The following is a 13,038-nucleotide window of genomic DNA, read 5'->3' as shown; positions in this document are numbered from 1 at the left end:
GCCGCATGAGCAGTAACTTAGGTTAGGCTAACCATAGTTAATGGGACGAGGGGAATGCTGCGCACCACGATCAGGGAGTGACCATGGCAAACCTCAGTGGCAAGGTCGCACTCGTCACCGGCGGCAGCCGGGGCATCGGGCGGGCCATCGCCGAACGCCTGGCCCGGGACGGCGCTCTGGTGGCCGTGCACTACGGCAGCAACGAGGCGGCGGCCAAGGAGGCCGCCGCGGCCATCACCGAGGACGGTGGCCGGGCGTTCGTCGTCGGTGCCGAACTGGGCGTTCCCGGCGACGTGGACACGCTCATGGCCGGCCTGGAGACCGGGCTGCGCGCGCACGGGGAACCGGCGGTCGACATCCTGGTGCACAACGCGGGGCTCAACCTCATGGGGCGGCCGATCGAGGTGCTCACCCCCGAGGAGTTCGACCAAATGATCGCGGTCAACGTCAAGGCACCGTTCTTCCTCACCCAGCGGCTGCTGCCGCGACTGCGCGACGGCGGCCGGATCATCAACATCTCCTCCGTCTCCACCCGTATCGCCTCCGCCCACGGCATCGGCTATCCGCTCACCAAGGGCGCACTCGAAGTGTTCAGCCATACGCTGGCCAAGCACCTCGGCCCCCGTGGGATCACCGTCAACGCGGTCTCGGTCGGCTTCACCCGCACCGATATGACCGCCGAGGTGCTGGCCGACCCGGCGAACCTGGAGCGCAACATCGGCCTGACCGCGCTCGGCCGGATCGGCCGGGCCCCGGACATCGCCGACGCGGTCGCCTTCCTGGCCTCCGACGACGCTCGCTGGATCACCGGTACCAAGGTCGACGTCACCGGCGGCGTCGGCCTGTAGCGGCCGCGGCGCGCCGGCCCGTCCGGCCGCCGCGCCGCGCCGGTCTGACGCTCAGTCGGTCGGGACCGCGTTGACCGGATCCATCGCCACGTCGTTCTGCCGTGCGGGCGTCGAGCCGGCCGCCGGGCGGGACGAGGCGGCGGGCGACTGTCCGGCCGGCTGGTGCGTCGCGTTGCCCGACGGCTTCTGCGCCGTCCCGGGCGTCTGCCGGCCCGGGGTGGCCGGGGCGGGGGACGCCTGGTCCTGGGCGGTGCCGGTCCCGGACGGCGCCTTGCCGGCCTGCTGCATGCTGAACTTCGCCGTACCGACCCCGTCGAACACGCGCTGGCCCGCGGTGAGCGGCGACTTCCCGAACGCGCCGCGGAAGGCGCCGACGCCACGCTCGGTGAGGGTGAAGCTCATCTCGGCCCGTGCCTGTCCGCCGCCCACCTTGACCCCGTTCGGGTTCCCCCGGAACGCCAGGAAGTCGGTCCGGCGCCCCTTGGAGCCGCCGACGGTGCCGGTGACGCGCGAGGTCGCGAGATCGCCCCGCAGAGCGCTGACCCTCAGGTGGCGGTGGTCCTTGCGTACGAAGTCGAAGCCGCCCCGGAAGTCGAGGTGCCCGGAGGTGAAGCGGGTGTTGAGCACGCCGCCGGAGATCGGGGCGGTCACGCAGCGGCGCGCGGCCGGGCCGGTGAGCTTCGCCGGGGAGATCGCGGTCAGGCGGATTCCGGCCTTGCGGAGAGCCCGGTTGGCGCCGGGGGTGAGGCAGAAGTCGGCGGTGCCGGTCCCCACCCGCACCGTCGTCTCCTCCGGGGCCCGGGGCGCGGCGGCGCGCGCGGGCCCGGAGGCGGTCGCGGGCGAGGTGACGAGGGCGGCACCGGCGCCCAGGGTGGTCGCGAGGGCCAGAGCGCTCGCGGAGGCGATGGGCAGCAGTCGGCAGCGGTCCGTGGGCATGGTGGTGTGTTCCGTTCTCGTGCGGGACCATACGCGGCCGGTGGCACCGGACGCTTCCTGTCAGCAGACGTATTGACGGTGGGGCCCCCGTAGTGACGGCCTTCGGGGCGAATCACTCGGATAGCTCGGACCGGGGCGGGAGGCCGTACGTGAGCGGGGCGGCGACCGGCCGTACCCGCATCGCGCATGCAGGCGCGGTGTAGGCGCCGTGTAGGCAGCGGCTGCGACGGTCGTCCCACTGTCCCGCACGGCGCGCCGTAGGCCCCGCGCGCTGTGCCGCCCGTATGCCACGGCCCGTAGTCGGCCGGTGGCCCCTGCCCACGGAGACGTCATGCAACAGCAGCAGCCTTCCCAGCCCGCGACCCTGCCGGTCCGGTACCTCCGGGTCACCGCGGTGCGGCGGCTCTCACCGCGCATGGTGCGCGTCACCTTCGGCGGGCCGGACCTCGCCGGGTTCCGTCTCGACGCGCCGGACCAGCAGGTCAAGCTGTACTTCCCCAGGCCCGGCCGGACCGTCCCGCGGCTCCCGGAGCCGCCCGCCGACGGCGACCTGATGCGCTGGTACGCGGCGTTCCACGCGATCCCCGAGGACGAACGGCCGTGGATGCGCAGCTACACCGTCCGCGCGCACCACCCGGAGGACGCGACGATCGACATCGACTTCGTGCTGCACGGCACGGGGGCGGCACGCGGACCGGCGACCGAGTGGGCGGGCCGCGCCGCGCCCGGGGACACGCTCGGCATGTTCGGCCCCTCGGCGTACTTCGCCCGGCCCGTCCCCCTCGGTACGGCCGACTGGACGCTGCTCGCCGGGGACGAGACCGCGCTGCCCGCCATCGGCACCCTCGCCGAGTGGCTGCCCGAGGGGGCCCGAGCGGTGGCGTACATCGAGGTGGCGGACGCGGCGGAGGAGCAGGCCTTCGCCACCCGCGGCGACCTGACCGTGCACTGGCTGCACCGCGACGGGCGCGCGGCCGGGCCCGGTGAACTGCTGGTCGAAGCGGTGCGCGCGGCCCGCTTCCCCGCCGGTTCGGTCTTCGCCTGGCTTGCCGGGGAGGCGGGCGCGGTGCGCGCGCTGCGCCGGCACCTGGTCGAGGACCGGGGCCTGGACAAGCGGTCCGTCGACTTCACCGGCTACTGGCGCCGGGCGCTGTCCCAGGACGACGCCCCGACGGAAGAGGACCTGGCCGAGGCGCGGGAGCGGCTGGCGGACGCGCAGTAAGCGCGGGGCCCGCGTTCGCGCTGGTCAGATGAGGGTGGCGGCTTGCCTTACCGAGAGGCCGCCGCCTTCGCCGTAGGCGCGCCCGTACGCGTCGTCCGTCAGCGCCGCGCGTACCGCCGCCTCGGCCTGCTCCCGTACCCGGGCCTCCACCGCGGGCGGCAGCGGCTGGAATCCGAAGCCCTCGGACGCGGGCGCGTGGCGGTCGTACGCACCCAGCAGCCGCGCCCCCGCCTCAGCCGCCCCACCCTCGACCGCGTCCAGCTCCGCCATCGCCCAGGCAGCGCACAGAAACTGATGGGCAACCAGGTATGGAGCCACCAGATGCGCGAGGGAGTCGAGCTGCCGGACGGCCCGGCGTACATGGTCACGGGCCCGGACGAAGTCCCCGTCGAGACAGTCCAGCCAGCTGTGCAGCCCGCTCACCATGCCCGTGAAGAGCGCCGGAGTGCCGCTGGTGAACGCCTGCTCGGCCTCGCGCAGCTGCTCCCGGGCGAGGCCGGTGCGCCCGGTCCGGCCGTAGTGCCGCGCCAGCAGCAGCCGCGCCGTGCTCAGCGTCTCCCCGGCGGCGGGCCGGGACTCGGCCACGGCCTCCAGCAGCAGTTGCTCGGCCTGCTCGACGCGGGGTGAACGGCACGCGGCACCTTCCTCCGTCCCATAAGTCCCCTCCAGGCGTACGGACGCCAAGCGCGCCTTGAACTCCGGCACCTGGGCGTGCGCGCCGATCCGCTCAGAAGCCTCCATGGCACGCGAGAAGTCCGCGTCCGCCAATGCGTACTGCCCGCGCCGCTCATACGTGTCGCCGCGCGCGGACAGGGACTCGGCGATGCCCCACAGGTCCCCGGCATCCTCGAAGAGGGCCAAGGCCTCCTCGGCGTCGCGCGCCGACCGCTCCAGCTCCGCCGTCCGGTTGTCGAGCAGCTTGGTCCGCAGCAGCAGCGCCAGACCCAGGTCCCAGCCGCCGCCCAGCTCCCGGCAGTGCCGTACGACGGCGTCGACGGCCTCGTCCAGTCCCGCGAACCCACCGGTCATCAGCCGGGCGAAGAACCACATGACGCCCGGCTGCCGCCCGGTCTGCGGCAGCCCGGGACGGTACGCGGCCACGATCGCCTCCGGACGCACCGGCCCGGACGGCCCGGCCTGCTCGCCGCTGCCGGCCAGCACCAGCAGCCGCACCCCGCGCCGGGCCTCCCGCAGCCGCTCCCCGGACCACGGCGGCGGGACCGCCGTGCAGCGGTCCGCCAGCGGCTCGGCGGGCCGTACGGGATCGGTGAACGGGTCGGGGCCCAGGCCCGCGACCGCGGCGGCCCAGTGCCGGGCGTCCGCCTGGTGATTGCGCAACTGCCAGAACCAGCTCATCGACAGCGCCAGGCACAGCCCCTCCTGCTCGTCGCCCCGGGCGACCGCCGTGCGCAGCGCGGCCCGTACGTTGTCGTGCTCGGCCTCCAGGCGCGCCAGCCACTCCGCCTGCCGCGGCCCGCGCAGCCCGGGTTCACCGGTACGGGCCAGCTCCCGGTACGCCCTCAGGTGCCGCAGCTCCACGGCCGCCCGCTCCCCGGACTCGGTCAGCCGCTCCCCGGCGTACTCGGCGACCGTTTCCAGCAGCCGGTAGCGCATGCCGCGCGGGCTCTCCGGGGCGGCGGTGACCAGCGACTTGTCGACAAGGGAGGTGAGCGCGTCCAGGACGTCGACGGGGGAGCGGGGGCCGTCGGCCGGGGGCGGGGCGGCACATACGTCCTCCGCCTCCGCCACTTCACAGCCCCCGGAGAAGACGGCCAGGCGGCGCAGTACCGCCCGCTCGTCCGCCGTGAGCAGGTCCCACGACCAGTCCACCACCGCCCGCAGCGTCTGCTGCCGGGGCAGCGCCGTTCGGCTGCCGCCGCTCAGCAGCCGGAACCGGTCGTCCAGCCGCTCCGCGATCTGCCACGGCGTCAGCGCCCGCAGCCGTGCCGCCGCCAGTTCGATGGCGAGCGGCAGCCCGTCGAGCCTGCGGCAGATCTCCGCGCAGGCGGCCGGATCCTCCTCCGTGCGGAACCCGGGGCGCGCGGCGGCGCCCCGCTCGGCCAGCAGCCGGAGCGCGGCCGACGGCGGCAGCGGCTCGACGGGGCGCACCGACTCGCCCGGTACGCCGAGCGGTTCGCGGCTGGTGGCCAGCACCGTCACGCCGGGACAGCCGGCCAGGACGGCGTGCGCCAGCCCGGCAGCCGCGTCGATCACATGCTCGCAGTTGTCCAGGACGAGCAGCAGCCGCCGCTGCCCGCAGTGTTCCACCACCTGGGCGAGCGGCGTCGCGGGGCCGCCGGGCGCGCGCAGCTCGTCGGCGCCGGGGGCGCGTACCTGCGTCGGGTGCCCGCCGAGTGCGGTCAGGACGGCTTCGGGCACGCTCTCCGCGTCCCGTACGGAGGCCAGCTCGGCGACCCGGACGCCGTCGGGCCACCGCTCGCCGTCCGCCCCCGCCGCGTCGGCGGCCTCCAGTGCCAGCCTGGTCTTGCCGACGCCGCCCGCGCCGAGCAGAGTGACCAGTCGGCCTCTCCTCAACTCTTCGCTCAAGGCGCCGAGTTCGGTGGACCGGCCGACGAATGAAGTGAGGCGGGAGCGGAACCGCGCGGGTGGCGCGGGTGTACGGGGCGGGTGCTCCGGTTCCCCGCTCAGCAACTGTGCGTGCAGGTCGCGGAGTTCGGCGCCCGGGTCCGTGCCCAGCCGTTCGGCGAGCCCGGCCCGTACCTCCTCGTACGCCTGCAACGCCTCGGCCTGCCGCCCGGCCACCGACAGTGCCCGGATGTACAGCGCTTGCAAGGGCTCGTCCAGCGGCTCCGCCCCGGCCAGCGCAGCCAGCTCGGCCAGCGCGTCGGCCGCCCGGCCGCACGCCACCTCGGCCGCCAGCCGGGCGCGGCGGGCCTCGCCGTGCCGCCGTTCGGCCCGTACGGCGAGCGGGTCGCCGTCCCGGTCCGGCAGGTCCGCCAGGGCGGGACCGTGCCACAGTGCCAGCGCCTCGTCCAGCAGCGCGGCGGCGGTCGTGGGGTCGCCGGCGCGCAGCGCAGCGGTGCCCTCCGCCGTCAGCCGCTCGAAGCGGAAGAGGTCGACGGCGTCCGGCTCGGCCGCCAGCGCGTACCCGCCGGGCGACGAGGTCACCGCCGGCCCGCCGAGCGCCCGGCGCAAGCGGCCCACCAGGGCCTGGAGCGCCGCCGGGGCGTCGGCGGGCGGCTCCGCGTCCTCGCCCCACACCTGCGCGATCAGCTGCGCCGCCGGGACCGGCCGCCCGCCGCCCGCCGCCAGCGCCACCAGCAGCGCACGCAGCCGCGCGCCCTTCAGGGGCGCCTCGGTGCCGTCGGGGCGGCGGGCCTGCGCGGTGCCGAGAACGCGGTAGCGGTAGATCACCGGACCATTGTCCCCGGGCGGCCGTCCGACGCCGATCGACGCCCTTTGTCCTCGGAGAGGAGAAAGTCTCCGGCGATCCCGTCCATACTTCTTCCCCGCCCGGACAAGCGCTGCTACGTTCCCCTCGAAAGCCCCGGCGCCACGCGGCGCCGGGCCGCGTACGGCCGACGACGGCTGGAGGGGTGGCGTGAGGCGCATGACGGCGAGGCCCGCCAACGCGCACCAGGCGCGGCTCCTCCGCCTGCTGCGCGACCACGGCCCCAACTCCCGCGCCCAGCTGGGCGACCGGATCGACCTCTCCCGCTCGAAGCTGGCGGTGGAGGTGGACCGGCTGCTGGAGACCGGGCTGGTGGTCGCCGACGGCCTCGCCGCCTCCCGCGGCGGCCGCCGCTCGCACAACGTCCGGCTCGCCCCCTCGCTGCGCTTCCTGGGCATCGACATCGGCGCCACCTCGGTCGACGTCGCCGTCACCAACGCCGAACTGGAGGTGCTGGGCCACCTGACCCAGCCCATGGACGTCCGGGAGGGGCCGGTCGCGGTCTTCGAGCAGGCCCTCGCGCTGGCGGGCAAGCTGCGGGCGAGCGGGGTGGCCGAGGGGTTCGACGGCGCGGGCATCGGCGTGCCGGGGCCGGTCCGCTTCCCCGAGGGCGTGCCGGTGGCCCCGCCCATCATGCCGGGCTGGGACGGCTTTCCCGTCCGGGAAGCGCTCAGCCAGGAACTGGGCTGCCCCGTCATGGTCGACAACGACGTCAACCTGATGGCGGTGGGGGAGCAGCACGCGGGCGTCGCCCGCACGGTGCGGGACTTCCTCTTCGTCAAGATCGGTACGGGCATCGGCTGCGGCATCGTCGTGAACGGCGAGGTCTACCGGGGGACGACCGGCAGCGCCGGCGACATCGGCCACATCCAGGTCGAACCGGACGGCCGCCCCTGCGCCTGCGGCAACCACGGCTGCCTGGAGGCGTACTTCGGCGGCGCGTCCCTCGCCCGCGACGCGGAGGCCGCGGCGCGTGCGGGGACGTCACCGGAGCTGGCGGCGCGGCTGGCCGCCGCCGGTTCGCTGGGCGCGCCCGACGTGGCCGCCGCTGCCGCCTCCGGCGACCCCGTCGCACTGGACCTGATCCGGACCGGCGGCACCCGCACCGGCCAGGTCATCGCCGGGCTCGTCAGCTTCTTCAACCCGGACCTGGTGGTGATCGGGGGCGGTGTGACCGGCCTCGGACACACCCTGCTCGCCGCCGTCCGCACCCAGGTCTACCGCCAGTCGCTGCCGCTGGCGACGAACAACCTGCCCATCGTGCTGGGCGAACTGGGCCAGGCGGCCGGTGTCACCGGCGCCGCCCGCCTCATCAGCGACCACCTCTTCTCGCCCGCCTGACGCAGCCGCGCAGCACCGCCGACGCGCCCGCTCCGCACCGCCCCGGCCCGCCCACCGACGCCCGTCGAGGAGGCAGTACGCCATGGCACCAGAGCGCCACCCCGGACCGCCGCCACCGGCCGGACCGCCGTCCACCGACACGCCGCTGCTCACCATGCACGGCATCACCAAGGCGTTCCCCGGCGTACGCGCCCTGGACGGTGTCGACCTCGACGTGGCGGCCGGGGAGACGCACTGCCTGCTCGGCCAGAACGGCGCCGGAAAGTCCACCCTCATCAAGGTGCTGGCCGGCGTCCACCAGCCCGACGCTGGGGAGATCCGCTGGCGGGGCGCGCCGGTCGTCCTCAAGTCACCGGTCGCCGCCATGCGCCTGGGCATCGCCACCATCTACCAGGAACTGGACCTGGTGCCCCACCTGTCGGTGGCGGAGAACGTCCACCTCGGACACGAGCCGGCCACCGCCGGGTTCCTCCGCTCCCGTGAGGCGCGGAGCCGGACCGCCGACCTCCTGCGCCGCCTCGGCCACCCCGGGATCGACCCGGGCGCCCGCGTCGGCTCGCTCTCCGCCGCCGGACAGCAGATCGCCTCCATGGCCCGCGCCCTCTCCCACGACGTACGGCTGATCGTCATGGACGAGCCATCCGCCGCCCTCGACCCGGACGAGGTCGCGGGCCTCTTCCGGATCGTCGCCGGCCTGACCGGCGCGGGCGTCGCGGTCGTGTACATCTCGCACCGGCTGGAGGAGGTCCGGCGGGCCGGCGACCGCGTCACCGTCCTCAAGGACGGCCGCGCCGTGGCCCGCGGCCTGGACGCACGGACGACACCCACCCGGGACATCGTCACCCTGATGACGGGCCGCACCGTCGAGCACGCCTTCCCCGTACGGCACACCCTCCCCGTACGGCGGCCCACCGCCGCCGCGGACGCGGCCCCCGCACCCGTCCTCACCGTCCGGGGCCTCGCCCGCCGCGGCGAGTTCGCGCCGCTGGACCTCGACCTGTACCCCGGCGAGATCCTGGGCCTCGGGGAGAGGGCCGGGCGAGGCGAAGGGGTGCGGTGAAGGGGCACGCGGTGGCGGGAGGCGGCGGGTGACGGAGGGGCGGGACGTGACGTGACGGAGAGCGGCGAGCGATGGAGGGGCGGGTGGAGCAGGTGACGGGAAGGGCGGGACACATGGGCGGAGGCGGGGGAGGGGACGGGCGTACGGGGGTGTGGCTGGTCGGGGCGCGGGGCTCGGTCGCCACGACCGTGATCGCGGGCTGTGCGGCGGTCGCCGCCGGACTCCACCCGCCGACCGGCATGGTCACCGAGACCGCACCGTTCGAAGGGGTCCCGTTGCCGCCGCCGGCCTCCCTCGTCTTCGGCGGCCATGACACCGCGTCGTACCCGCTCCTGAAGAGGGCCGAGGAACTGGCCTCGGGCGGCGTGCTCCCGTACGGGCTGCCGCACGCCGTACGCGCCGAACTGGCCGCGGCGGACGCGGCGATACGCCCCGGCGGCCCGCTCCCCGGGGACGAGCGCGGGGACACGGAACTGGTGACCGCGTTCACGGCGGATCTGCGGGCGTTCGCGCGGGGGCACAGGCTGGACCGGGTGGTCGTGGTCAATGTGGCGTCCACCGAGCCGGCGGCCGGAAGCGAGGACGCCGACGAGCACCTCCCGCCCAGCTGCCTCTACGCCCACGCGGCGCTGCGCGCGGGCTGCTCGTACGTCAACTTCACGCCGTCCACCGGTATGCACCATCCGCTGCTCCAGCAGATGGCCGTGTGCAGCGGACTGCCGTACGCGGGCCGCGACGGCAAGACGGGCCAGACCCTGCTGCGTTCCGTGCTCGCCCCGATGTTCGCCCAGCGGGCCCTTCCGGTACGCGCCTGGTCGGGCACCAACCTGCTCGGCGGCGGTGACGGTGCCACCCTGGCCGACCCGGGCGCCGCCGCCGCGAAGAACGCCGGCAAGGCGCGCGTGCTCGCGGACACGCTGGGCGCGGTGCCGCCCGGCGAGGTGCACATCGACAACGTCTCGGCCCTCGGCGACTGGAAGACCGCCTGGGACCACGTCGCCTTCGAGGGCTTCCTCGGCAACCGCATGATCCTCCAGACCGTCTGGCAGGGCTGCGACTCGGCGCTCGCCGCACCGCTGGTCCTCGATCTCGCGCGCCTGATGGCGGCCGCGCACGCGGCCGGCCTCGCCGGACCGATCACACCGCTCGGCTTCTACTTCAAGGACCCGGACGGCGGCCCCGCCGCACTGGCCGACCAGTACGCGGGACTCCTCGCGTTCGCGGACGACCTCCGGGGGCGGCGATGAGACGGATACCGCCCGCTGCGGGCCCCTCCTCCACGCTTGTCTCGCCGTGGCGTCAACTCCTGCGCGTGCCGGCCGTGTTGAGCGTGCCGGGGGACGTGCTGGCGGGGGCTGCCGCAGCCGGTTGCCGTCCCGGCCGTCGCACTCTCCTCGCCGCCGGCTCGTCCCTGTGCCTGTACGAGGCGGGCATGGCGCTCAACGACTGGGCCGACCGGGACATCGACGCCGTCGAACGCCCCGGCCGCCCCATCCCGTCCGGCCGCATCACCCCGGCCGCCGCACTCGGTACGGCTGTCGGCCTGACGGCAGCGGGCCTCGCCCTCGCAGGCACCGCGGGCCGCCCGACCCTGGCCACCGCGACCGCGCTCGCCGCCACGGTCTGGGCGTACGACCTCCACCTCAAGAACACCCCGGCGGGCCCGCTCGCCATGGCTTGCGCCCGTGGTCTCGACGTGCTGCAGGGGGCTGTTTCGGCGGGGGCGGGAGGAGAGCCCCGGGTGGGGGAGTCCTTGGTCGGGGAGTTCTTGGTCGGGGGAGCCTCGGTGGGGAAGTCCACGCATGTGATTGAGCATGCGGTTGGGCGGGCGGTTGGGTGCGCGGTCGGGCATGCCGTTGGGCGCGCGGCCGGGAAGGCGTTGCCGTCGGCGGCGCTGCTGGGCGCCCACACGTTCGCGGTCACCACGGTCTCGCGCCGGGAGGCACAGGGCAGTTCATCAGCCGTGCCGTTGGCGGCGTTGGGGGCTGTGGTGGGGGTGGGGGCCGTGGTGGCAGGGGGGACGGCAGCCGTGCCGAAGATGCCTCGGGAGGCCGTCGCGCTGGTGGGCGGGGCGGCAGCCGTGCCGACGGCGGGTCGGGAGGTTCCCGCGCTGGCGAGCAGAGCGGCAGTCGTACCGACCGCACCCCCTCCCACCACCATGCTTGCCACTGCCAAGGCAGCCTCGGTCGTCGCGGCCGTCGGCGCCGCGCTCTACGCCGGGGCCGCCGCGCGTCCGTTCTTCCACGCGGCCCTCAACCCCTCGCCGTACCTGCTCCAGCGCGCCGTCGGCAGCGGCATCCGCGCCATGATCCCGCTCCAGGCGGCGCTCAGCGCGCGAGCCGGAGCGCCCGCAACGGGTGCCGCGCTGCTGGCTCTGCTGCCTGCCGCCCGGCGGCTCTCGCGAAAGGTCAGCCCGACATGACCGAGCCGACTCCACTGCGCCTGGCCTACGGCACCAACGGCCTGACCGACCTGCGCCTGACCGACGCGCTCGCCCTGCTCGCCGACCTCGGCTACGACGGCGTCGCGCTCACCCTCGACCACATGCACCTCGACCCCCTCGCCCCGGACCTCCCGTCACGCACCGCCCGACTGGCGCGCCGACTGGACGCCCTGGACCTGGCCGTCGCCATCGAGACCGGCGCCCGTTACGTCCTCGACCCCCGGCGCAAACACCACCCCACTCTCCTCGACCCTGACCCGGGCGCCCGCGCGGCCCGCACCGGACTGCTCCGTACGGCGATCCGCGTCGCCACGGACCTCGGCGCCACGGCCGTGCACTGCTTCAGCGGCGCCCTGCCGTACGGCACCCCGGAGACCGTCGCCTGGCAACGCCTCGCCGACGCGCTCACGCCCGTACTCGACGAAGCCGCCACCGCACGCGTCCCCCTCGCCATCGAACCCGAACCCGGCCACCTCCTCTCCGACCTCACCGGCTTCCACCGCCTACGCGCCACCCTCGCCGGACCCGACACCCGCGGCCACCGGACCACCCCGCCCGCCGACGTCCTCGGTCTCACCCTCGACATCGGCCACTGCCAGTGCCTGGAGCCCGACCCGCCCGCCGCGTGCGTACGGGCGGCGGCGCCCTGGCTGCGGCACGTGCAGATCGAGGACATGCGGCGCGGCGTGCACGAACACCTCCCGTTCGGTACGGGCGAGATCGACTTCCCGCCGGTCCTGGCGGCACTGCGGGACACCGGCTACCGGGGCCTGGTCAGCGTCGAGCTGCCCCGCCACTCCCACGCGGGCCCCGACCTCGCCCGTACCTCGCTCTCCTTTCTGCGCGCCGCCGACCCGGCGCGCTCCGTCCCGTCGTACGTATCGGCCACCGCGAGGGCGGGAGGCCCCCGATGCTGACGCCGGAAGCCTGGATGGCCCAGCTCCACACCGCCCTGCGCGACCGGCTCGGCGGCGCCGCCCGCGCCTGGCTCGACGAGGCGCTGGACGAAGCGCACGCCGAAGCACAGGCCGAGGCCGAGGGCCGTAGCGACCCGGCGAACGGCGGCGGACCCCCCTCCTACACCGCGTACGCCCTGCCCGTGTGGGAAATGCGCTTCGCCTCGGCGGGCCGGAACTGCACCCGCCGCGAGCCGCCGCACGCGCGGGACCCGGAAGCGGCCGAGGCGGCCCGCATCCTGCTCCTGCACACGGCCCGCGCCGGCCTCCGGACCGTCACCCGGCTCTACGAGCACGGCACCGCCGCCGAACGCCGCGCCGTGCTCATGGCGCTGCCCCACCTCGACCTCGGCCCGGGCGCCCGGTCGCTCGTCGAGGACGCGCTGCGCACCAACGACACCCGGCTGGTCGCCGCCGCCGTGGGGCCGTACGCCGCACACCACCTCGCCCCGCACGCCTGGCGGCACGCCGTACTGAAGTGCCTGTTCACCGGCGTCCCGGTGACGGCCGTGGCCGGCCTGGCCGAACGGGCCCGCGGGGACACGGAGCTGGCCCGCATGCTCGCCGCCTACGCCCGTGAGCGCACCGCCGCGCACCGCCCCGTACCCGCAGACGTACAGCGCGTCCTGAACCTCATCGAACCGACCGAACCCACCGAACCACCCGCGTCCATCCCGCGACCTGTCCCCCCAACCGCAACCCCCTTCCCAATCGCTTTTCCCTCCCCAGCCGCAACTCCTTCCCCGGCCTCACCCGGCACCGACCCTCGGGCCCCAGCCCCAGCCCCAGCCCCGGCCTCGACCCCGGCTCCAGCCCCGGC

9 protein-coding genes and 1 pseudogene are annotated in these 13,038 nt (G+C 75.3%); 8 read left to right on the top strand and 2 right to left on the bottom strand.

Going from position 1 to position 13,038, the window contains the following annotated elements:
* Positions 1–83 precede the first annotated feature (83 nt).
* Complete coding sequence (locus IH45_RS0114855) at positions 84–848, top strand: SDR family NAD(P)-dependent oxidoreductase (RefSeq protein WP_030667085.1); 765 nt, start codon at positions 84–86, stop codon at positions 846–848.
* A 51-nt stretch (positions 849–899) separates the two neighbouring features.
* Here IH45_RS0114855 and IH45_RS0114850 read toward each other — a convergent pair whose 3' ends face one another.
* A complete protein-coding gene (locus tag IH45_RS0114850) occupies positions 900–1,784 on the bottom strand; it encodes a hypothetical protein (RefSeq protein WP_030667083.1) in 885 nt (294 codons plus the stop codon).
* 331 nt (positions 1,785–2,115) lie between these two features.
* Here IH45_RS0114850 and IH45_RS0114845 point away from each other — a divergent pair, with 331 nt between their 5' ends.
* The gene (locus IH45_RS0114845) at positions 2,116–3,006 is read left to right on the top strand and encodes a siderophore-interacting protein (RefSeq protein WP_030667081.1); all 891 of its coding nucleotides are present in this window, start codon (positions 2,116–2,118) and stop codon (positions 3,004–3,006) included.
* A gap of 24 nt (positions 3,007–3,030) precedes the next feature.
* Here the strand turns inward: IH45_RS0114845 and IH45_RS0114840 are convergent, their stop codons facing one another.
* Positions 3,031–6,381 carry an ATP-binding protein gene (locus IH45_RS0114840; RefSeq protein WP_030667079.1) on the bottom strand — a complete coding sequence of 1,117 codons (3,351 nt, stop codon included), beginning with the start codon at positions 6,379–6,381 and terminating at the stop codon, positions 3,031–3,033.
* A 196-nt stretch (positions 6,382–6,577) separates the two neighbouring features.
* On the opposite strand from IH45_RS0114840, the gene IH45_RS0114835 reads away from it, so the two are divergent.
* The 6 genes and pseudogenes from IH45_RS0114835 to IH45_RS01000000143655 all read left to right on the top strand — a co-directional run.
* Positions 6,578–7,759, top strand: coding sequence for an ROK family transcriptional regulator (locus IH45_RS0114835; RefSeq protein WP_030667077.1), 1,182 nt, complete (start codon positions 6,578–6,580; stop codon positions 7,757–7,759).
* 82 nt (positions 7,760–7,841) lie between these two features.
* Positions 7,842–8,804 (top strand): annotated as a pseudogene (locus IH45_RS0114830) (ATP-binding cassette domain-containing protein); the annotation flags it as partial.
* 128 nt (positions 8,805–8,932) lie between these two features.
* Positions 8,933–10,066 (top strand): inositol-3-phosphate synthase, encoded by a 1,134-nt coding sequence (locus tag IH45_RS0114825; RefSeq protein WP_030667073.1) that lies wholly within the window; start codon positions 8,933–8,935, stop codon positions 10,064–10,066.
* Complete coding sequence (locus IH45_RS0114820; RefSeq protein WP_050514859.1) at positions 10,063–11,241, top strand: SCO3242 family prenyltransferase; 1,179 nt, start codon at positions 10,063–10,065, stop codon at positions 11,239–11,241. The genes IH45_RS0114825 and IH45_RS0114820 overlap by 4 nt, the downstream gene beginning before the upstream one ends.
* Positions 11,238–12,179, top strand: coding sequence for a sugar phosphate isomerase/epimerase family protein (locus IH45_RS0114815; RefSeq protein ID WP_050514858.1), 942 nt, complete (start codon positions 11,238–11,240; stop codon positions 12,177–12,179). The genes IH45_RS0114820 and IH45_RS0114815 overlap by 4 nt, the downstream gene beginning before the upstream one ends.
* A 14-nt stretch (positions 12,180–12,193) precedes the next feature.
* The coding region (locus IH45_RS01000000143655; protein ID WP_199810672.1) for an EboA domain-containing protein at positions 12,194–13,038 on the top strand (845 nt) is incomplete at its 3' end.

Origin of the sequence: Streptomyces rimosus subsp. rimosus, assembly GCF_000720725.1 — a bacterium.
Classification (GTDB): Bacteria; Actinomycetota; Actinomycetes; order Streptomycetales; family Streptomycetaceae; genus Streptomyces; species Streptomyces rimosus_A.
Note: the sequence above shows the minus strand (reverse complement) of the source record. Positions and strands in the feature narration are given on the sequence as shown.

What these genes read in the sequence shown, in the direction of transcription:
- IH45_RS0114855 (WP_030667085.1), top strand. Translation starts at nt 84, where the DNA reads ATGGCAAACCTCAGTGGCAAGGTCGCACTCGTCACCGGCGGCAGCCGG.
- IH45_RS0114850 (WP_030667083.1), bottom strand. Translation starts at nt 1,784, where the DNA reads ATGCCCACGGACCGCTGCCGACTGCTGCCCATCGCCTCCGCGAGCGCT.
- IH45_RS0114845 (WP_030667081.1), top strand. Translation starts at nt 2,116, where the DNA reads ATGCAACAGCAGCAGCCTTCCCAGCCCGCGACCCTGCCGGTCCGGTAC.
- IH45_RS0114835 (WP_030667077.1), top strand. Translation starts at nt 6,578, where the DNA reads ATGACGGCGAGGCCCGCCAACGCGCACCAGGCGCGGCTCCTCCGCCTG.
- IH45_RS0114825 (WP_030667073.1), top strand. Translation starts at nt 8,933, where the DNA reads ATGGGCGGAGGCGGGGGAGGGGACGGGCGTACGGGGGTGTGGCTGGTC.
- IH45_RS0114820 (WP_050514859.1), top strand. Translation starts at nt 10,063, where the DNA reads ATGAGACGGATACCGCCCGCTGCGGGCCCCTCCTCCACGCTTGTCTCG.
- IH45_RS0114815 (WP_050514858.1), top strand. Translation starts at nt 11,238, where the DNA reads ATGACCGAGCCGACTCCACTGCGCCTGGCCTACGGCACCAACGGCCTG.